Genomic DNA, 21089 nt, shown 5'->3' with positions numbered 1-21089 from the left:
CAGCCAGCGAATGGCGGCCGCTCAGGCCGCGCCGCGGAACCTCAACGCCGCCTGCCGCACCACCTCCGCCAGCAACCGTTCCTTCCCCTGCTTCTCCCGCAACCATCGCGCGTCGTTGCGGTTGGCCTCCACGCTGGTGCGCAGTTCGCCCAGCGCCTGCGTGGCGTTGAGCGCCTCGCTGTGCCATTCGAGCTGGGTCATCGTCATGAGGATGTGCTCGCGCAGCGGCATGTGCTGGCCGCTGGCCGGGTCGACGTACACCGCATCCAGCCCGAAGCGGCAGGCCTGGAAGCGGTTGTAGGTGTAGACGAGGTAGTCGTCCTCCGTCGGCTCGAAGGGCTGCTCCTGCAGGAACCAGGCGGCGAGCGACTGCACGTAGCCCGCGAGCGCGGCGGCGCGCTCCACCGTGAGGGGCGTGTCGAACACGCGGATCTCGATGGTGCCGAACTCGGGCTTGGGGCGGATGTCCCAATAGAAGTCCTTCATGCTGCGCACGACGCCGGTGCGGGTCATGCGCTCGAAATACGCCTCGAATTCCTTCCAGCTCAGCGTGAACGGCGCGCGGCCCGAGAGCGGGAACGCGAACACCGAGTTCAGGCGCGCCGAGTCGAACTGCGTGTCCTGCCCCTGCACGAACGGCGACGAAGCCGACAGCGCGATGAAGTGCGGGATGTAGCGCGACATGCGGTGCAGCATCAGCAAGGCCGCGTCCGCATCGGGGCAGCCGATGTGCACATGCTGGCCGAAGATGGTGAACTGCTTGGAGAGGTAGCCGTACAGCTCCGAGAGCTCGCGAAAGCGCGGCTTGTCGTAGATGCGCCGCTCGTGCCATTGCTGGAAGGCATGCGTGCCGCCGCCGACCACCGCGATGTTGAGCTTGTCGGCGTTCCTGATGAGCGCCTCGCGGATCGGCGAGAGCTGCTTGATCACGTCGGCCGCCGAGTGGCAGATGTCGGTGGAGATCTCGATCATGCTCGAGGTCATCTCGGGCACCACGCTGCCCGGCAGCGGCGTCTGCGCCATCAGGCGCAGCATGTCCTCGGCGTAGGGCGCCAGGTCGTAGTCGTGCGTGTTCACGAGCTGCAGCTCGAGCTCCACACCCAGTGAGAGCGCCTCGGACTTGTTGAACGGTTCGAGCTTGACCGCGCGGCTCTCGGGGTCGCTGGGCAGCGGGGCCGAGCGCACGTCGTCGCTGTCGGGATCGATGGCGGTGGAGTTGGGGAGAGCGGTGCTCATCGCTGCGTGTCCTCGGTGGTGCTGAAGGCCTGGGGCGCCCAGGGCACCGAACTCTCGCCCACCGCATGGATGGCCACGGTGGCGAGCACGGCGCCCACCACCTCCATCAAGAGGATCGAGGGCAGGGCCACCTGCGTGATCATGGTGCCCAGCAGCGGCGAGGCGGTGGCGAAATTCGATGCGATCAGGAGGGCGATCGATGACAGCGGCGACATCGCGCACCCGACCCAGAAGGCCTGCTTCCAGCTCGCGCCGCTGCCGGGGTTGGCAATGGCCACGCCCGAAATCTTGGCGACCATGCGCACGCCGATCACGGCCAGCACCACGCTGGCCACCGGCAAGGTCCAGTCGGCCTGCGCCGCCACGATGGACACCAGCACGAACATCAGCATGGTGAGCAGCGAAGCCGCCGTACCCAGCTGCCGCTGCCAGGCCCAGGGCTTGGGGTTGAGCGTTTTGAGCAGCACGCCGCCGATCAGCGCCGCGAGCGGCGCCGAGCCGCCGATGTGCGCGGTGAGCGCCGCGCCGGCCGCGATGATCGCCAAGAGCAGGATCGAGGTGTTCTCGCTCGTCGGGCTCATCACGCGCAGCGCGGTGCGAAGGGCCAGCGCCATGATCGCGCCGACCACGAACGACAGGCCCAGCACCACCGCGACCGGGTAGAGCTTTTGCAGCATGGTCTGCGGCGCGCGTTCGATGAGGCCGGCCTGCGCATAGCCGAGCGCGAGCGCATAGAAGGTGTTGAGCGTGGCCAGTGTCATCGCGCGCTCGGTGACGGGGCCCGCGGCGCGGGTGTCGATGATCACGCGGCTGAGCACCGCCGGCGAGGCGACGATGGCCATCAGCGCGATCGGGTTGGCCACCGGCTCGGGCAGGCCCAGCAGCGTGAGCACCCAATACACGCCGAAGTAGGTCAGCGTGGCTTCCAGCAGGCTCTGCACCAGCACCATCGGGTTGTGGCGGAACCAGCGCAGCGGCAGCCGGCCGCCCGCCTCGAACAGCACCACGGCCACGCCCAACTCCAGGAGGAAGAGGCTGATGCCGCGCAGCGGCCAGATCGCGCCCTCGAAGCCGGCAAAGCCGACGACCGCGCCGACCAGCGAATAGCCGATCACCTTGGGCAGCCCCAGGTAGCGTCGCACCAGGTGGCCGGAGGCGGCGGCTGCTGCCAGCAGCAGCGACCACAGCACGGTGGGCAGGCCGGCCGAGGGGCGCACCCATTCGGACCAGAAGCCCAGCAGATCGTTGATGAAGCTCGTCAAATTCATGCAGGTAAAAAGAAGCTCACAGGCCGGCTGCGCCAGCGCGCCCAGGTGGCGCTGCGGATGCGGGCGCGGTCACCGAGGCTCACGCTGTGCGCACGCAGCGCGAGACGGAAAGCGAAATAGAAACTCACGCTCACATTGAGCGCGCCGATCACCGGAATCGCCGCCACCGCCCACCAGAGGGCGGGCTGCTGCAGCACCGACAGGCCCGTGGACGCCGCGGCCGCGGCGATCTGCCCGGCCGAGAGTGTCACGTGGCGCACATCCAGCCCGAGCCCGAAGAAACCCGCGAACGCGGGCAGGAGGCCCAGCATGAGTCCCAGCGAGATGTTGGAGGCGAAGCCTGAGATGTGTGTGCGCATGAAGGTGGCCCAGCGGCGAGCCCGGGCGGCACCCAGAAAGGCGCCGATGCGTGGGTTGTAACGCATGGCGGAGTCCAGGCGATGCAGGACAAAGGCGTTTTCTGTCCAACCGGCGACGATGCTGGCCGAAAACAGCAGGATGCCGGTGATTGCCGCGAAAAGCGCGGTCGGCCCCGCCAGCGAGAGCGAATTCAGCGTGGCAGCCGCATGCGCGGCATCCAGCAGCGGCTGCCCGAGCGCGTATTGCACGAGGAGCGCGAGGGCGACCGTCGCTGGCACCACCAACAGCACGTTGCCCAGCACCGCGGCCACCTGCGAGCGCACGAGATTGGCCACCTCGTCGACGAAATCGTCCACCGCCCCGTCCGCCTTGATGTCGCGCAGCCGCGCCGCGAGCGCCGGCGCCGTCATCGCGGGCTGCTTGGTGGCCAGCGTCAGGTGCAGGAGCTGGATCGCGACGAAGCTCGCCGCATACATCAGGCCCGAGGCCAGGCCCGCCCAGAAGGCCGACAGCGCCAGCGCGTAGATGCCGAACTTCAGGAGCACCGTCAGCGCCGTGAACGCGCCGCCGCCCGCGGCCTTCTTCACCATCTGCAGGTAGCTCGCGCGGTCGCGGGTGATGTAGTGCTCGCCGGTCTCGGCGCTGCGCTCGGTCACCTTGGCCGCGAGCATCGAGGAGTTCGAGGCCACGAGCGCGCGGATGCTGTTGCGCTCGCCGCCCGCGAGCACCAGCTTGCCGATGAGCCGCGCCACGCTGGGCGCGGACACCGGCGACATCAGGCAGTCGAGCAGTTCGCGGATGCGCAGCACGCGCTCGCGCAACTGGCGCAGCCGGAACACCAGGCCCACCGAGATGCCGTTGTCCTCCAGGTGCGTGTAGACCGACGAGGCGCTGGCGCGGCAGGCATCGAGCCGGTCGCGAAAGGCCACGAAGGCCGCCTGCAGGGCCTCGTCGCTCTCGGCGCCCGCAGGCTGCTCGAACATCTGCTCGCGCAGCTCGTCCAGGTCGGCCATCAGCGCGTGGAAAGGACGCGCCTCGTGGTGCTCGGCGCTGATGCGCAGGCGCAGCTCGGGCGAGAAACCGGCCGCCACCACCTGGCTGCCGCAATAAGTGACCGCGTCCATCACGGTGTGGCGCCAGCGCGGCGAGCCGTCTGCGTCCACCGTCGCATCGGCCAGCAGCGCGCCGATGCGAGCGAGCTGCGCTTCGTCGAGCAGCGCGATCCAGCCCGCATCGAACACGCCGGGCAGCACCATGCGGAACAGGTCCGACGCATCGGTGGTCTCGGGCGTGCCGGGCAGGATCTTGCGGCGCAGGCGCTCGCTCAGTTCGCTCACGAACGCGGTGCGCGGCGCGAAGCCGTAGTCGGCCAGCAGCGTGGTGAGGTCGACCGACTGCGTGAACACGCGCCACCAGGCGCGCATGCGCTCGCGCAGCTCGGGGCGCGCCTCGACGGCGTCCAGCAGCAAAGAGACGCGGCCGATCGCCGCCTGGGGCGAGGCGCGGTCGCCGCGCAGCCAGTCGAAGAGGTTGATGAGCCAGATGTGGCGCTGCGCCACATCGGCCGTGGGGTCGAGGCCGGCAAGCAGCCCCTGCAAGTCGCGCGATGCGGCAGCCATGGGGAGCGGGGGGAGAGGAAAGGGGCGTGCCTAGTGCAGCACGCGAGAGACCGGGGCGCCCCCGATGTCGGCTTCGAGCACGAACATGGGAACCGGCACGTCGAAGCGCTCCCCTTCCTCGGTCACCACGAAGAAGCTGCCATGCATCGTGCCGCTCGCGGCCTGCAGCCGGCAGCCGCTCGTGTAGCGGAACGATTCGCCGGGCGCCAGCAGCGGCTGCTGGCCGATCACGCCCAGGCCCTTGACTTCCTGCGGATGGCCCGACGCGTCGTTGATGAGCCAGTGGCGCGCGATCAGCTGCGCCCCCACCGTGCCCACGTTGGTGATGGTGATCGTGTAGGAGAAGGTGTAGACGTTGTCCTTCGGGGAGGACTGGTCGGCCAGGTAGCGCGGCTCGACCTGGACGCTGAAGGGGCTGTGTGACATGGGGCGGATGGTAACTGGCGGGCTTCGGGCCGCCGGGAGATGGTGCTTACTTGCCGGGCTGGGCCGGGGACCGGGCCTGGGCCAGTTGCCCGCAGATCGCCTGCGCCAGCGCATCGCCCTGCGTCCCCGGCTCGATGGGCTTCATGGCAGCGGCGGCTTCCGCATGCGTGCGGACCATTTCACCCACCACGGCGCCGCGGCCCTGCGCGCTTTCGTACTTGGTGATCTTCTGGTCCGCCACCGTCCGGCGCTCGCAGTCGAAGCGGGTGTAGCGCACATCCGAGAGGTAGGGCTTGCCTTCGAAGCGCTTGGCCCGGGTGTCGTCGAACATGATCTTCGCGTAGACCGCGCCCTCCTTGGCGGCCACGCTGGCCGGCTCGAAGAACGTCCCGGCCTTGGGGTTCCCAGCCGTCTTCCATTCCTGGGCCGCGGCGGGCGTGGCGACAACCGCGCAGGCCATCCCGAGGAGAGCGAAAAGGGCGAGACGGGCGAGAACAGAGAGGCCGGCGGCGCGCCGTTGTGAAGTCGCAAGGGTGGTCATTCGATGCCATGTGAAAGCCGGCGCCGGGTGGCGCGCGATGCCCGAATGTATCGGCAGGCAGGAAACCCCCAAAGGCTGGAAGCGCGGCACCGGAGCGACAATTGCAGGCATGAGCACCCCGTTCCGCATCGCCCCCTCCATCCTCTCCGCAGACTTCGCCCACCTCGGCCAGGAGCTGACCGACGTGATCGCCGCCGGCGCCGACTGGATCCACTTCGACGTGATGGACAACCATTACGTGCCGAACCTGACCTTCGGCCCGATGATCTGCCAGGCGCTCAAGCCCTACGCCAAGACGGCCGATGGCACGCCGGTGCCGATCGACGTGCACCTCATGATCCACCCGGTCGACGCCCTGGCGGCCTCTTTCGCGCAAGCGGGCGCCGACTACATCAGCTTCCACCCCGACGCATCGCCCCACGTGCACCGCAGCATCCAGGCCATCAAGGCCGCGGGCTGCAAGGCCGGACTGGTGTTCAACCCGGGGCTGGGGCTCGAAGCCCTGGACTGGGCGATCGACGACATCGACCTCATCCTCATCATGAGCGTGAACCCCGGCTTCGGCGGCCAGAGCTTCATCGATTCGGCCCTGCGCAAGATCGAACTCGCGCGCAAGCGCATCGAGCAAAGCGGGCGCGACATCCGCCTCGAAGTGGACGGCGGGATCAAGGTGGACAACATCGCGCGCGTAGCCTCGGCCGGTGCCGACACCTTCGTGGCCGGCAGCGCGATCTTCAACGCCAAGGACTACGGCGCGGTGATCGGCGACATGCGCCAGCAGCTGGCCGGCATCAGCGCTTGACCTTGTCGTTGTAGACGCGGTCGGTCACCGGGCCGCGGTCGGTGTCGACCACGCCGCGCTCCACGTCTTCGTGGGCCTGGCGGCCCACCTTGGTGGGCTGGCCGTCCGGGGTCTGCTGGCTGTCGGACGACTGGTCGCGCTCGTGCGGCAGGCGCGGCGCCGCTTCGCCGCCCTGCTCGACCTTGGTCTTGCCGCCGCCCGCGTCCTTCGTCGCGTCCTTCGGGTCGGTGGGCGGGGTCTTGGTGGACTTGGCTTGGGTCATGCGATGGCTCCTTCGTGGCGTTGAGGCCCAGCCTGCGCCGATGGGGCGGCCCACGCGGTAGGACATGCAAGGCAGGCCCTGTAGGTGGCCGCTCGGCGCTATGAAAGCCATAGCGGCTTTGCCTCCGGTGAAGGGCCTCCGCAATAATCCCCGCATGTCTTCCGATCCTTTTGCCGGCGTGGCGACCGACAGCCTGCGCATCCACACCTTCGCTTCGCTGCACCCCGGTCCGCGCCTGCTCGTGGTCGGCGGCGTGCACGGCGACGAGACCTGCGGCACCGCGGGCATCGCGCGCATCCTGGCCGAGTTCGATGCCGGCACGCTGCAGCTGCAGCGCGGCGAGCTCACGCTGGTGCCCGTGGCCAATCCGCTCGCTCGCCGGCGCCTGCAGCGCGAGGGCGAGCGCAACCTCAACCGCCTGTTCCGCCCGACCGAGGCGCCCGCCGACTACGAAGCCCGCATCACCAACCGCCTGGCGCCCGTCATCGCGCGCCATGACGTGCTGCTGGACCTGCACTCCTTCCAGAGCGAGGGCGAGGCCTTCGCGATGATCGGCCCGCGCGACAACGCCGGCACGCTGGAACCCTTTGCGCGCTCGTACGAAGAGGGCCAGCTCGCGCTGCACATCGGCACGCCCATCGTGGTGGAAGGCTGGCTCGACATCTACGCCGCGGGCCTCGCCCAGCGCGCGGGCGGTGCGGGCGGTGCGCCGGTCGACGAGGCCGCGCTCGACTTCGGCCGCGGCACCAACGAATACATCCGCAGTTGCGGCGGCTACGGCGTCACGCTCGAATGCGGCCAGCACCAGGACCCCGAGGCGCCCGAGGTGGCCTGGCGCGCCATCCGCCGCACGCTCGCGCTGCTGGGCATGGCGCCGCTGCCGGCGGGCCTGCCCGCCGCGTCGGCGCAGCCCAGGCTGCTGCGCCTGGCCAGCGTCACCGACCGCCTGCATGAAGAAGACAGCTTCGTGCGCGACTGGGCCACCTTCGACGAGGTGCGGCGCGGCGAGCCGATCGGCATGCGCCACGACGGCACGCTGCTGAGCGCGCCCGACGACGGCTTCATCGTGTTCCCCAACGCCCTGGCGCTGCCGGGCGCCGAGTGGTTCTACTTCGCGCGCCCGAGCGAGCGCGTGCTCGGGCCGGTGGCCGGCACGGCCTGACGCCGCGTTCCTACACCGCCCGGCCGCGGCCGCGGCACACATTTCCAGCCTGAAGGAGTGTGCCCATGCCCGTCTCGACAAAAGCCCCCGCGCCGCGCGTCCTGTGGAAGGGCGCGATCAGCTTCGGCCTGGTCCACATCCCGGTGGCGCTCTACTCGGCCACCACGAACCACGGCATCGACTTCGACTGGCTCGACAAGCGCTCGATGGACCCGGTCGGCTACAAGCGCATCAACAAGAAGACCGGCAAGGAAATCGCGCGCGAGAACATCGTCAAGGGCATCGAGTACGAAGCCGGCGAGTACGTGGTGCTCAGCGACAAGGAGATCGCGGCGGCCTATCCCAAGACCACGCAGACCATCGAGATCGAGGCCTTCGTTCCGGCCAACGGCATTCCGTTCGTTTATCTGGAACGGCCCTACTACGTGGCGCCGATCAACCGCGGCGCGAAGGTCTATGCGCTGCTGCGCGAGACCCTGCAGCGCAGCGGCCGCGTGGGCGTGGCCCGCGTCGTGATCCAGACCAAGCAGCACCTGGCGGCTCTGGTGCCCGTGGGTCCGGGCCTGGTGCTGAACCTGCTGCGCTGGGGCGCCGACATCCGCCCCTGGGACGACCTGCCGCTGCCCGAGGAAGACGCGAAGAAGGCGGGCCTGACCGAGCGCGAATTGAAGATGGCCCAGGAGCTGGTCGAGGACATGAGCGCCGAATGGGCGCCCGACGAATTCAAGGACGAGTTCAAGGACGAGATCCTGCGCCTGGTCGAACGCAAGGTGAAGGCGGGCCAGACCGAGACGGTGACGCAGCCCGAGCCCGAGGAAGGCGCCTCCGAAGGCCGTGGCGCCAAGATCATCGACCTGACCGAGCTGCTGCAGCGCAGCCTGCGCGGCAAGGGCGGCGCCAGGAAGGCCGCGCCCGTTCAGGATGACGACGACGAGGACGAAGAACCCGCACTCCGCGCCCGGCCTCCCGCGAAGAAACGCAAGCCCGCCGCGAAAGCCGCCTCGAAGACCACCGCGAAGGCGAAGCCCCGCGCCCGCCGTGCGGCCTGAGGCGCACCGGCCATGGGCACCACCGCATCGACCGCGCGCAAAGCGCTCTCGCGCTATCACGGCAAGCGCGATTTCTCTCGCACGCCGGAGCCCAGGGAGGGCGGGCGCGCGGGCAAGGGCGTGCTGTCCTTCGTCATCCAGAAGCACCACGCGAGCCACCTGCACTACGACTTCCGCCTCGAACTCGACGGCACGTTGAAGAGCTGGGCCGTGCCCAAGGGCCCCTGCCTCGACCCGGCGGTCAAGCGCATGGCGGTGCACGTGGAAGACCATCCGATTTCGTATGCGGATTTCGAGGGCACCATTCCGCCCAGGCAGTACGGCGCGGGCACCGTCATCGTCTGGGACCGCGGCGACTGGCTGCCCGAGGGGAACGGCGATGGCGACGCGCGCAAGGCGCTCGCGGCCGGCAAGCTCAAGTTCGAGCTGCGCGGCGAAAAGCTCAAGGGCCACTGGACGCTGGTGCGCATGCGCGGCAAGGGCGACGAGAAGCATGAGCCCTGGCTGCTCATCAAGGAGCGCGACGACCAGGCGCGCGATCTGGCCGACTACGACGTGCTCGAGAAACAGCCCGCGAGCGTGCTGACCGGCCGCGGCGTGGACGAGATCGGCAGCCCGCCCAAGAAAGCAGAAACAACGGCGGCCAGGGCACCCGCGAAGAAACTCGCGCGAAAGAAAGCCACGACTCCGGAATCCGCATCCACGAAGAAGGAAACGGCACTGCCCATGGCCCAGAAGCAGAAGATCACCCACGCCGAACGCGTCATCGATGCGCACAGCGGCATCACCAAGGGCCAACTGGCCGCCTATTACGCCGCGGTCGCCACGCAGATGCTGCCGCACCTGCGCGGGCGGCCGGTGGCGCTGGTGCGCGCGCCCGACGGCGTGGGCGGCGAGCTCTTTTTCCAGAAGCATGTGCAGAACCGCGAGATCCCCGGCGTGCGCCTGCTCGATCCGGCGCTGGACCCGGGGCACGATCCGCTGCTGCAGATCGACACCGCCGCCGGCCTCCTGGGCGCTGCGCAGATGAACGTGATCGAGCTGCACACCTGGAACGGCACCTCGCGCGCGCTCGACCGGCCCGACCGCATGACCTTCGACCTGGACCCGGGCGAGGGCGTCGAATGGGCGCAGATGCAGGAGGCCGCGCTGCTGGTGAAGACCCTGCTCGACGAGCTCGGCCTGCCCAGTTTCCTCAAGACCAGCGGCGGCAAGGGCCTGCACGTGGTGGTGCCGCTCAGGCGCCGGCACGGCTGGGACGAGGTCAAGGGCTTCTCGCAGGCGATCGTGCAGCACCTGTCGCGCATCCTCCCCGAGCGCTTCGTGGCCAAGAGCGGGCCGCGCAACCGGGTGGGCAAGATTTTTGCCGACTACCTGCGCAACGGCTTCGGCGCGACCACGGTGAGTGCATGGTCCGCGCGGTCGCGCCCGGGGCTGGGCGTCTCGGTGCCCGTGGACTGGGACGAACTGCCCGAGCTCACGGGCGCCGCGCAATGGACGGTCGCGAACATCGCCGAGCGCATCGCCGTCGGCAACACGCCGTGGGAGGCGATGGAGCGCAGCCGCACGGGCCTCGCGGCCGCGATGAAGATGCTGGGCTACATGTAGCTGTAGCCGCCCGGAGAAGCCCTCGGCCTACTGCAGCACTTCCTCGGTCGTCACCTCGAAGCGCTGCAGCGTGTTCGCCCCGAACACCATCGTGATCGGCACGTCGGCCGCGTCGCGGCCGCGCGCCATCACGATGCGGCCGATGCGCGGCGTGTTGTGGCGCGCGTCGAAGGTGTGCCAGCGGTCGCCCAGGTACACCTCGAACCACGCGCTGAAGTCCATCGGGTAGCGCACCGGCGGAATGCCGATGTCGCCGAGGTAGCCGGTCACGTAGCGCGCCGGAATGTTCATGCAGCGGCACAGGGTGATCGCCAGGTGCGCGAAGTCGCGGCACACGCCCGTGCGTTCGCGATAGCCTTCGAGCGCGGTGCGCGTGGCGCGCGCGTTCTGGTAGTCGAAGCGCAGGTGCCCGTGCACGAAGTCGCAGATCGCCTGCACGCGGCCCCAGCCCGGCGGCACCGCCAGGAAATTGGCCCAGGCGAATGCCAGCAGCTCGCTGTCGACCTCGCAGTAGCGGCTGGGCAGCACGAAGGGCAGGGTGGCCACCGGCAGGTCGGCGGCGGCGTGCTCGATGGCGCCCAGATCGACCGGGTCGGGCGCGCCGGTGTCGAACACGGTGGCCTGGTTGCGCAGCCGCACACTGCTCACACCCAGCGGCACGTGCACGCGCGCGCACTGGTTGTCGAAGCTGTCGCGGTAGTGGTCGGTGACCAGCGGCGGGCTGATCGTGATGTTCTCGCTGCCCTGGATGTCGCCGGCGCGCGAGGGGTGCACCTGCAGCATGTAGATCAATGCCGTGGGCGCGGTGACGCCGATTTCGATGTCGTAGCCGATCCGGATCTGCATTGGATTGTTTCTTCCCTGGTGAGCCGGTGAATGCGCCGGTGCGCGAGGCACAAAGAAGACGACAAGCACGATCGGTGCCGTCTTCGCCCCATGCTATGCGACGGCGTGCAAAACCCCGCGCGGCCACAACCCGCGAAGCGTCGTAGTCCGCCGCGATGCGCTGTAGTCGCGCTCCTACCGCCGGGGCGCACGATCTCCCACATCCGAGGGAGGGGGGCCACTACGGGTAACAGTCGGTTCAAAACCTAACCTTGCAGGTCTCTGTCATTCGGATATTCCTTGGAGGGAAATCATGGAGCTTTCATCGCTGTTCAGCTCGCTCGGCGGTTCGCTGGGCGACGAAATCCTCGTGTGGGCCGTTGCCGCGGTCGCGGGCTGCATCTGCCTGGTCGCCGTGGTGAACGTGCTGGACATGTTTCTCGACAACAACGAAATGGGCTGACGCCCGCGCCCCTCTCTCTCGCTCTCTCCTTCTCTCCTGTCCATGAAAGATCCCAGGTCCCCGATGACGCCACAGAACAAAGCCGCCGCAGGTCGCCGCGCCCCTACCGCCAAGTCCGGTGACGGCCGCAACGCCAAGCAGCTGCAGTTGGACGGCTTCACCACCGAGCATCCCGCGCACCTGACGACCAACCAAGGCCTGCAGATCCCGGACAACCACAACTCGCTGAAGGCGGGCGTGCGCGGACCCACGCTCCTGGAAGACTTCATCCTCCGCGAGAAGATCACGCACTTCGACCACGAGCGCATTCCCGAGCGCGCCGTGCATGCGCGCGGCTCGGCGGCGCATGGCTATTTCCAGGTCTACAAGTCGATGTCGCAGTTCACCTCGGCCGACTTCTTGCAGGACCCGGACGTGAAGACGCCCGTTTTCGTGCGCTTCTCGACCGTGGCCGGCGAACGCGGATCGGCCGATACGGTGCGCGACGTGCGCGGCTTCGCCGTCAAGTTCTACACCCGCGAAGGCAACTACGACCTGGTGGGCAACAACATCCCGGTGTTCTTCATCCAGGACGCGATGAAGTTCCCCGACCTCATCCACGCGGTCAAGCCCGAGCCGCACCACGCGATGCCGCAGGCCGCGAGCGCGCACGACACCTTCTGGGACTTCGCCTCGCTCATGCCCGAGAGCACGCACATGCTGATGTGGGCGATGAGCGACCGTGCCATTCCGCGCAGCTACCGGATGATGGAAGGCTTCGGCGTGCACACCTTCCGCTTCGTCAATGCGCGCGGCGAGAGCCACTTCGTGAAGTTCCACTGGAAGCCCAAGCTGGGCATTCACGGCCTGGTGTGGGACGAGGCGCAGAAGATCGCCGGCAAGGACGCGGACTTCCACCGCCGCGACCTCTGGGAAGCCATCGAGAACGGCGACTTCCCCGAATGGGAGCTGGGCGTGCAGATCGTGCCGGCCGACAAGGAGCATTCGCTGGGCTTCGACCTGCTGGACCCCACCAAGCTCATCCCCGAGGAAATGGTGCCCGTGCAGAAGATCGGCAAGCTGGTGCTCAACCGCAACCCCGACAACTTCTTCGCCGAGACCGAGCAGGTGGCCTTCCACCCGGGCCACGTGGTGCCAGGCATCGACTTCAGCAACGACCCGCTCCTGCAGGGGCGCCTCTTCTCGTACACCGACACGCAGATCTCGCGGCTGGGCGGCGCCAACTTCCACGAGCTGCCGATCAACAAGGCCGTGTGCCCGTTCCACAACTTCCAGCGCGACGGCATGCACCGCCAGACCATCGCGCGCGGCCAGGTGGCCTACGAGCCCAACACGCTGGGCAGCGGCACGGAGTTTCGCGTCGATGGCGGCAGCAATGGCTTCCAGTCGTTCCCCGAGGAGATCGACGCGCCCAAGGTGCGCCGGCGCAGCCCCTCGTTCGACGACCACTTCACGCAGGCGCGCCTGTTCTTCAACAGCCAGAGCGCGGCCGAGAAGGAGCACATCATCGCGGCCTTCCGCTTCGAGCTTTCCAAGCTGGAGGTGCCGGCGATCCGCCAGCGCATGGTGGACAACCTCGCGCACGTGGACGAGAAGCTCGCGCGCCGCGTGGCCGAGCCGCTGGGCATCGGCGAGCCCGATGCCAAGGCGGCGGCGGGCCGCGCGGGCTTTCGCGATCACCGCATCGCGCTGCCCATCGACGAGTCGCCAGCGCTCAGCATGGCCGACACCGGCGACGGCTCGATCCGCACGCGCAAGGTCGCGATCCTGGTGGCCGACGGTGTCGATTCCGCGTCGCTCAAGCCGATCCGCGATGCGCTGGAGCAAGCCGGCGCGCAATGCAAGATCGTCGGCCCGCGCCTGGGCACCGTGGCCAGTGCATCGAAGCGCCAGATCGATGTGGACATGACGTTCACGAACACGCCCTCGGTGATGTTCGATGCGGTGCTGGTTCCGGCCGGCGCCGACAGCGCGGCCGCGATGGCCGGCATGGGCGACGCGGTGCACTTCGTGCTGGAGGCCTACAAGCACAGCAAGGCCATCTGCACGGTGGGCGAGGGCGTGAAGCTGCTCGCTTCGCTGGGCATCGGCGCGGACAGCGATGCGCCCGCGGGCGTGGTCGTGGCGGCCACGCCGGTCACCAACCTGGGCGACAGCACCGCGGCCACGCAGATCGCGCATGATTTCATCGCGGCGATCGCCAAGCATCGCCACTGGGACCGCGCGAACGTCGACGCCGTGCCCGCTTAAGGGCCCCCGAGCGCGTCTCGCGCACCTTCAGCTCATACCGTTTTCGTCCACGCCGCTGCGCCGTCATGTGCCGGCGGCGCAGCGCCGCGTGCGCGCAGTCACCCAAGTGAAATCGGGGTTACTCGGGGGTGACACACAAGGAACATAGAAACAGCCGCTGCGCGCCCGCTGTTTCTTATCTCCTTCAAGAAGTTCCCACATGACGCATCCGGCATCGAGGCCCATCCGGCAACTCAAATTCCTGGCGCTGACCCTGGCGCTCGTGCTGACCGCCTGCGGCGGCGGCGGCAGCGGGGGCGGTGCCTCCTTTCCGCTGATCCCTCCGTCCTCGGGCAATGCGCCGCCGACGACGCCCCCGACAACGCCTCCCACGACACCGCCGGAAACGCCACCCGGAACCCCGCCGGAAGAACCGCCCGTCACACCGCCCGTGACGCCGCCGGTCACCCCGCCCACCTGCTCGGCCGCCGTGCCGGCCAGCGCGCCGCTCACGGCCATCTCGGCCATCCAGGGCACGGGCGACCTGAGCCCCCTGGCGTCGCAGGCCGTGACCGTGCGCGGCGTGGTCGTCGGCGATTTCCAGAACACCGGCACCACCGTCGTGAAGCTCAACGGCTTCTTCGTGCAGCAGCTGGTGCCCGACGCCGACCCGGCGACCTCCGAAGGCATCTTCATCTACGCGCCGGGCGCCGCCACCCGCGTGGCCGTGGGCGACTACGTCCAGGTCTCGGGCGCGGTGACCGAGTTCGGACAGACCGCCGGCGCCGGCGCCAAGCCCGACGCCATCACGCAGATCGCGGGCACCGGCGGCGATCCGCTGGCCATCAGCGTCTGCGGCAGCGGCGTCGTCATCGCGCCCACGAAGATCACGCTGCCGGTGGCCGATGAGTCCACGCTGGAGCGCTACGAAGGCATGCTGGTGGAGATCGCGCAGCCGCTGGCCGTGACCGAGCTCTTCGAGCTCGGCCGCTATGGCCAGATGGTGCTGTCGCTCAACGGGCGCCAGTTCAACGCCACCAACGGCAACGCATCGGCCACGCATGCGCAGAACCTGCTCTCGCGCATCGTGCTGGACGACGGCGCCTCGCCGCAGAACCCGAACCCCATTCCCTACCTGAGCGCGCCCGGCACCGACGGCACGCGCCGCATGGGCGACACGACGCAGAAGGTCACCGGCATCCTGAGCCACAACTTCGGCGCCTACCGCATCCAGCCGACGGTGGCGCCGGTGTTCGTGGAGGCCAATGCGCGCCAGCCCACCGCACCGGTGGTGAGCGGCACGCTCAAGGTGGCGAGCTTCAACGTGCTGAACTACTTCACCACGTTCCTCAACGGCGAAACCGCCTCGGGCCAGACCGGCCAGGGCTGCTCGTTCGGCAACGGCCCCGCCGCCGCGGGCAACTGCCGCGGCGCCAACAACCTCAATGAGTTCCAGCGCCAGCAGGCCAAGATCGTGGCCGCCATCGCGGGGCTCGATGCCGACGTGGTCGGGCTCATGGAGATCCAGAACACCGACGTGGCGACCGACGACCTCCTGGCCGCGCTCAACGCCAAGGTCGGCGCGAACACCTATGCCGCGGTGCACAGCGGCGTGTTCGGCACCGATGCCATCAAGGTGGACATCCTCTACAAGCCCGCGAAGGTGCAGCGCGTGGGCAACGTGGTGCTGCCGACGGGCGCGGACCTGGCCAACTACACCGCCGCGAGCGGCCGGCCGCCGCTGGCCCAGCGCTTCAGCACCGTGGGCAACAACGGCGGCTTCTGGTTCGTGGTGAACCACTTCAAGAGCAAGGGCAGCTGCCCCGCCACGGGCGACATCGACCTGGGCCAGGGCTGCTTCAACCTGGCGCGCATCGAGCAGGCGAAGGCGCTCAACAGCTTCGTCGCCAAGCTCAAGCTCATGGGCGCGCCGCAGGTGGAGAACGACGTGCTGATGATGGGCGACTTCAACAGCTACCTGCTGGAAGACCCGACCCAGCAATTGGAAGCCGCCGGCAACGAGAGCCTGCTCAAGCGCATGCCCGCCAACGACCGCTACACCTACGTCTTCGGCGGCGAGACCGGCGCGCTGGACCATTCTTACGCCTCGGCCTCGCTCAAGACGCAGGTCACGGGCGTGAGCGTCTGGCACATCAACTCCGACGAGCCCACCGCGCTGGACTACAACACCGACTTCACCACCGACGACCGCTTCGCGCCCACGCCGTTCCGCGCGTCGGACCATGACCCGGTGCTGGTCGGCCTCACGCTCGCGGCCGATGCGGCCGCGGTGCAACCCATCGTCACCGCGTCGATCCCGGCGGCCGTGAAGGTCGGCGAGACCTACAGCGTGAACATCTCGCAGGCCTCGCCCGGTGGCGCGACCACCCTCACGTCGCTGAGCGTCGACTGGGGCGACGGCACCCCCGCCACCACGGCGCCGGGCACCGGCACGGTCACGCACACCTATGCGGCCGCAGGCACCTTCAGCGTCGTGGTCACGCTCACCAACTCCGCGGGCCAGACCGCCACGCAAACGGGCAGCGTGAATGTGAGCACCGTGGTGGTGGTCACGCCGCCGGGCGCGCCGGACCTCTTCTTCAGCGAGTACGTGGAAGGCTCGGCGACCAACAAGGCGCTGGAGATCTACAACCCGACCGCGGCCGCCGTGGACCTGAGCCTGTACACGCTGAACCTGTATTCCAACGGCGCGGCCGCGCCGGGCAGCAGCGCGCCGTTGACCGGCTCCCTCGCGGCCGGCGGCGTGCTGGTGCTCGCGAACAATGCCGCCACGGCCGCCTTCAAGCCACCGGGCACGGTCATCAACAGCAGCGTCGTCAACTTCAACGGCGACGACGCGCTGACGCTGGAGAAGTCGGGCGTGGTCATCGACCGCATCGGCCAGGTCGGCACCGACCCCGGCACCGAATGGACCGGCGTCGGCGGCGTCAGCACGCTGAACCAGACGCTGCGCCGCAAGCCCGCCATCAAGGCCGGCGACCGCAACCCGGGCCTGGCCTTCGATCCGTCGGTGGAGTGGGACAGCTTTCCCATCGACACATCGGCAGGCCTCGGCGCACACACGGTGAATTGAGCCCACGGTGAAGAACCTGCGAAACCGGCCCGAGGGCCGGTTTCGTTTTCATGACTTAGTCCTTTTGCGCTAGACCGTATTGCGAATAGGCGCGCGAGGTACCCCCTCCTAGACTTTCCCCACGAGGCCTGAACGGCGCGCACTTCCGCGGCGTCGAGCATCTGCAGCAACAGGGCAGGTGCACCGGCCGCGTGCGGGGGTCCAATGGCGTGGTTTTCAAGTTGGGGATGGGAGCGCCCTGCACGTGCGCGTGCGGGTTTCGCAAGCGCACTCGGTCTGGCCGGCCTGCTTCTGCTGGCGTACGGCCCTTCTGTGTCGGCGCAGCCACAGGCGCCTGACGCCGAGGCCGCGGCCAGCAAGGCCGAGCAGGCAAGGCTGGCGGACACCGACACCTTGCTGGCGCTGACCAGCGAGGGTTCCGTGCTCTACGGGCAGGACGCGGTCAAGCTCTCGGGCTACCAGTACTGCAGCCAGGCCGTCGCGCTGGCCGAGGCCGGCGAGTTCCGCCAGAGCATCCGCGCCGCGAGCAAGGCGCTGCACCTGGCCAACGCCACGCGCGATCCGAACCTCATGGCCATGGCCAACCGCGACCTGGCCATCGTCTACAGCTACTCCGGCCAGCTCGAGAAGGCCGAGGAGTTCGCCCGCGAGGCGCTCAAGCACCCGGCGCGCGACCCCAAGCTGGTCGTGGGCCCCGTGCAGAAGGTGATCGGCGACGTGCGCACGCGCCGCGGCGATTTCTCGGGCGCCGTCATCAGCTACGACGAGGCACTGGCCAACAGCTCGCCGCGCTACGCGCCGCTGGTGCAGGCCTCGCTGGTCAACGCGCTCATCGAAGCGGGCGAGGCCGCGCGGGCGCGCGAAGTGCTCGGCACCATGGCGCCGCCCAAGGACGCACCGCTCACCGCGCAGCTCGATCGCACCCGCGCCCGCCTGCTGCTGGCCGAGAACAAGCCGGCCGAGGCGCGCGACATGTACCGCGCGCTCACCGCGCGCCAGGTCGGCGCCGACACCGAGTACTACCGCCTCTGGGCCTGGGACGGCGTGGCGCGCAGCGAGATCGCGCTCGGCCAGAAGCAGGCCGCGGCCGAGGCCGTGGGCCAGGCGCTGGGCGGCGTGGACAAGGTGCGCGCCAAGTTCCGCAGCGAAGAATTCAAGATGGGCCTGTTCTCGGACCTGCAATCGGTGTTCGAGCGCGGCGTCTCGGTCTACAGCGATGCGGGCGACGCGCGCGCCGCGTTCGAGGTGAGCGAGCACAGCCGCTCGCGCGCGCTGCTCGATGCGGTGCGCGGGCGCGCCAAGATCAGCGAGCAGGCCACCAGCACCGTCGATCTCGCCACGCTGCAGCGCACGCTGGCGGCCGACGAGCGCGTGGTGCAGTTCCATTCGCTGCCCGACCGGCTGGTGGTGTGGGTCGTGAGCCCGAGCGCGATCCAGGAAAAGACCGTCGCCGTCAAGCGCGAGGAGCTCAACGAGCTGGTCGAGACCTTCCGCAACTCCATCGTGCGCGGACGCCGCACCGCCATCACCAACGCCGACAAGCTCGGCGCCGCGCTGCTCGGGCCGCTCGGCCTCGCGCCGGGACAGCGCCTGATCATCGTGCCGCACGGTCCGCTGCACTACCTGCCGTTCCAGGCGCTGCGCCTGGATGGCCGCTACGTGATCGAGACGCACCCGGTGTCCGTCGCGCCGTCGATGAGCATCGCGGTGCAGCTGGCGCAACGCACGCCGCGCGTGAACGCCTCGCTGGTGGCCTTCGGCAATCCGCGCATCGAGGACAAGTACGACCTGCCCGGCGCCGAAACCGAAGTGAAGCAGCTCGCGCAACTCTTCCCGCGCAACACCGTGTACATGGGCGCGGCCGCCACCAAGACGCAGTTCCGCGAGGTGGCCGCGCGCTCGCCGCTGATGCACGTGGCCGCGCACGCCGAGGCCGATGCGGTCGATCCGCTGTACTCGCGCATCCTGCTGGCCAACGAAGGCGGCAAGCAGAACTTCCTCGAGGCGCACGAGATCCTGGGCATGCCGATGGACGGCACCGCGCTGGTCACGCTCTCGGCCTGCGAATCGGGGCTCGGGCGCATCGCGCAGGGCGACGAGGTGCTGGGCTTCACGCGCTCGTTCCTCTCGGCGGGCAGCTCCAGCCTGATCGCCTCGCTCTGGCCCGTGTCGGACGACGCGACCGCGGTGCTCATGAGCACGCTCTACGGCGAACTCTCCAAGGGCCGTGACCTGCAGAAAGCCATGCAGGCCGGGCAACTGGCCGTGCTGAAGGACCCCAAGATGTCGCATCCCTTCTTCTGGGCGCCGTTCAACCTGATCGGCAACTGGCGCCTGACTGTAGGGAGCTGAAGCATGCGCAACGCCATGAACCGAACACGCTCCATCGCCCTTGCGCCGCGCAACGCGCTGCGTCCCGTCGCCTGGGCCACCGGCGCGCTGGTGTCGGCCATGCTTTTCATGGCGGCCGATCGCACGCATGCCGAAGAACAGGCGCAGGCCGAACCGCAAGCCACCACGGCCAACGATGCGGGCGACGCCACCGAACTGCTCCCCACCAAGGACCCGTGTGGCACCTGCGACCGCCCGCTCGCGCAAGCGACCGGCGCCGTCGCGCCGCAAAGCCTGCCGGCACCGCCGCGCCCCGCCGGCACGACGTTCAGGCTCAACGACCTGCGCCTCAACGGCGTGAAGGCGCTGAGCAACGAAGAGCTGCAGTCGATCACCGCGCCCTACATCGGCCGCGACGTCACGCTCGGCGATCTCGAAGGGCTCGCGCAGGCGATCACCGCGCGCTACAAGGAGCGCGGCTACTTTCTCGCGCAGGCCATCGTGCCGGTGCAGACGGTGCGCGACGGCATCGTGGAGATCAGCGTGATCGAAGGGCGCCTGGGCAAGGTCGACGTGGTCGTCGCGCCCGATGCGCCGCTCAGCGAAGCGCGCGTGCGCGGCTTTCTCGCGCCACTGCAGCCGGGCGAAGCCGTGAGCGCGCAGAGCTACGAGCGCTCGATGCTGCTCCTGTCGGACCAGCCCGGCGTCAAGGTGTCGTCGGGCCTGCAGGAAGGCACGTCGCCCGGCACCACCGACCTCTCGGTCGAAGTGGCCGCCGCGCCGCGCTGGGCCTTCACGGCCGAGGCCGACAACCACGGCACCAAGGAATCGGGGCGCTATCGCGTGGGCGGCACCGCGCGCTGGCTGAGCCCGTTCGGCATCGGCGACAACCTGGACATGCGCCTGATGGTGTCCGACAGCAACGACCTGCAGTTCGGACGCATCGCCTACGAGGCGCCCATCGGCACCAGCGGCCTGCGCGCGGGCGTGGGCCTGGCGCGCGTGAACTACGAGCTGGGCGGCCAGTTCGCCGATTACGAGGCGCGCGGCCGTGCCAACGTGCTCGATTTCTCGCTCAACTACCCGCTGATCCGCCAGCGCCAGCAGAACCTTTTCTTGCGCCTGGGCGCCGACATCAAGGACCTGACCGACGAGGTCGGCATCGCGAACACCAATTCGCGCAAGCGCGTGAACGGCCTGAGCGTGGGCTGGACCTGGGAGCGCCGCGACGAGGTGTTCGGCGGCGGCTACTGGGCCAGTTCCGGAACGCTCTACCACGGCAATCTTTCGATCCGCGATCCGGAAAGCCGCCTGGCCGACCAGAGCCTGGGCGGCCACGACACCGAAGGCGGCTTCACCAAGCTGAGCTTCCAGCTCTCGCGGCTGCAGGCCATCATGCCGCGCCATTCGCTGTACCTGTCGGTGGGCGGCCAGTGGGCCAGCAAGAACCTCGATGGCTCCGAGAAGCTCGCGCTCGGCGGCGCGCGCGCGGTGCGCGCATACCCCTCGGGCGAACTGCTGGTGGACCAGGGCGTGATCGGCACGGTCGAGTGGCGCTGGTCGCTCAACGAAGAGCTCACGCCGTTCCTCTTCTACGACGCGGCCCACGGAAAGATCGTGCGCAACCCCACGGTCCTGGACGGCGCCAACAGCCACAGCCTGCGCGGCTACGGCGTGGGGGTGAGCTGGTCGCGGCCGGGCAATTTCTCGATCAACGCCACGCTCGCCTGGCGCGCCGGCACGCCGCCGGCGCAGACCGACGGCGGTGGGCGCAATCCGCGCCTCTACGTGCAGCTCATCAAGGCGTTCTGACC

At 69.0% G+C, this 21089-nt stretch carries 16 protein-coding genes; 9 read left to right on the top strand and 7 right to left on the bottom strand.

Annotation, left to right across the window (positions count from 1 at the left end; genetic code table 11):
- Positions 1–21 precede the first annotated feature (21 nt).
- Genes JC881_RS24375 through JC881_RS24355 form a run of 5 tightly spaced genes read right to left on the bottom strand, consistent with a single transcriptional unit; the run spans position 22 to position 5450 of the window.
- Positions 22–1236 (bottom strand): YbdK family carboxylate-amine ligase, encoded by a 1215-nt coding sequence (locus JC881_RS24375; protein ID WP_198788299.1) that lies wholly within the window; start codon positions 1234–1236, stop codon positions 22–24.
- Complete coding sequence (locus tag JC881_RS24370; protein WP_198788298.1) at positions 1233–2504, bottom strand: cation:proton antiporter; 1272 nt, start codon at positions 2502–2504, stop codon at positions 1233–1235. The genes JC881_RS24375 and JC881_RS24370 overlap by 4 nt, the downstream gene beginning before the upstream one ends.
- A complete protein-coding gene (locus JC881_RS24365) occupies positions 2501–4483 on the bottom strand; it encodes a site-specific recombinase (RefSeq protein ID WP_198788297.1) in 1983 nt (660 codons plus the stop codon). Before JC881_RS24365 ends, JC881_RS24370 begins: the two co-directional genes overlap by 4 nt.
- Before the next feature lie 30 nt (positions 4484–4513).
- On the bottom strand, positions 4514–4909 hold the full coding sequence (apaG, locus tag JC881_RS24360) for a Co2+/Mg2+ efflux protein ApaG (protein ID WP_101490148.1): 396 nt from the start codon (positions 4907–4909) through the stop codon (positions 4514–4516).
- A 46-nt stretch (positions 4910–4955) separates the two neighbouring features.
- Positions 4956–5450: a surface-adhesin E family protein gene (locus tag JC881_RS24355; protein WP_198788296.1), complete on the bottom strand. Its 495-nt coding sequence runs from the start codon at positions 5448–5450 to the stop codon at positions 4956–4958.
- A gap of 109 nt (positions 5451–5559) precedes the next feature.
- Here JC881_RS24355 and rpe point away from each other — a divergent pair, with 109 nt between their 5' ends.
- Positions 5560–6252 carry a ribulose-phosphate 3-epimerase gene (gene rpe / locus JC881_RS24350; RefSeq protein WP_198788295.1) on the top strand — a complete coding sequence of 231 codons (693 nt, stop codon included), beginning with the start codon at positions 5560–5562 and terminating at the stop codon, positions 6250–6252.
- Here the strand turns inward: rpe and JC881_RS24345 are convergent.
- Positions 6242–6514 carry a hypothetical protein gene (locus JC881_RS24345; protein ID WP_198788294.1) on the bottom strand — a complete coding sequence of 91 codons (273 nt, stop codon included), beginning with the start codon at positions 6512–6514 and terminating at the stop codon, positions 6242–6244. The genes rpe and JC881_RS24345 overlap by 11 nt on opposite strands.
- Before the next feature lie 154 nt (positions 6515–6668).
- Between JC881_RS24345 and JC881_RS24340 the strand changes: the two genes are divergently transcribed.
- The 3 genes from JC881_RS24340 to ligD all read left to right on the top strand — a co-directional run bounded on the left by JC881_RS24340 (position 6669) and on the right by ligD (position 10333).
- Positions 6669–7676, top strand: coding sequence for a succinylglutamate desuccinylase/aspartoacylase family protein (locus tag JC881_RS24340; RefSeq protein WP_198788293.1), 1008 nt, complete (start codon positions 6669–6671; stop codon positions 7674–7676).
- A gap of 65 nt (positions 7677–7741) precedes the next feature.
- Positions 7742–8725, top strand: coding sequence for a non-homologous end joining protein Ku (ku, locus tag JC881_RS24335; protein ID WP_198788292.1), 984 nt, complete (start codon positions 7742–7744; stop codon positions 8723–8725).
- Between the two features lie 12 nt (positions 8726–8737).
- On the top strand, positions 8738–10333 hold the full coding sequence (ligD, locus tag JC881_RS24330; protein WP_198788291.1) for a non-homologous end-joining DNA ligase: 1596 nt from the start codon (positions 8738–8740) through the stop codon (positions 10331–10333).
- A 27-nt stretch (positions 10334–10360) separates the two neighbouring features.
- Here the strand turns inward: ligD and JC881_RS24325 are convergent, their stop codons facing one another.
- A complete protein-coding gene (locus JC881_RS24325; RefSeq protein WP_198788290.1) occupies positions 10361–11179 on the bottom strand; it encodes a transglutaminase-like domain-containing protein in 819 nt (272 codons plus the stop codon).
- 292 nt (positions 11180–11471) lie between these two features.
- Here JC881_RS24325 and JC881_RS24320 point away from each other — a divergent pair, with 292 nt between their 5' ends.
- The 5 genes from JC881_RS24320 (at position 11472) to JC881_RS24300 (ending at position 21087) form a co-directional block, all read left to right on the top strand.
- Complete coding sequence (locus JC881_RS24320) at positions 11472–11621, top strand: hypothetical protein (RefSeq protein WP_198788289.1); 150 nt, start codon at positions 11472–11474, stop codon at positions 11619–11621.
- 63 nt (positions 11622–11684) lie between these two features.
- Positions 11685–13871, top strand: a complete 2187-nt coding sequence (katE, locus tag JC881_RS24315) for a catalase HPII (protein ID WP_198788288.1) — start codon at positions 11685–11687, stop codon at positions 13869–13871.
- Positions 13872–14070: 199 nt separating this feature from the next.
- On the top strand, positions 14071–16944 hold the full coding sequence (locus tag JC881_RS24310; protein ID WP_198788287.1) for an ExeM/NucH family extracellular endonuclease: 2874 nt from the start codon (positions 14071–14073) through the stop codon (positions 16942–16944).
- Between the two features lie 312 nt (positions 16945–17256).
- On the top strand, positions 17257–19296 hold the full coding sequence (locus JC881_RS24305; RefSeq protein WP_332875282.1) for a CHAT domain-containing protein: 2040 nt from the start codon (positions 17257–17259) through the stop codon (positions 19294–19296).
- Between the two features lie 15 nt (positions 19297–19311).
- Positions 19312–21087, top strand: a complete 1776-nt coding sequence (locus tag JC881_RS24300) for a ShlB/FhaC/HecB family hemolysin secretion/activation protein (protein ID WP_233102006.1) — start codon at positions 19312–19314, stop codon at positions 21085–21087.
- The last annotated feature ends 2 nt before the right edge of the window (positions 21088–21089 follow it).

The organism is Variovorax sp. IB41, from assembly GCF_016405905.1.
Classification (GTDB): domain Bacteria; phylum Pseudomonadota; class Gammaproteobacteria; order Burkholderiales; family Burkholderiaceae_C; genus Variovorax.
The sequence above is the reverse complement of the archived record's forward strand: the minus strand, read 5'-3'. Positions and strand labels throughout refer to the sequence as shown.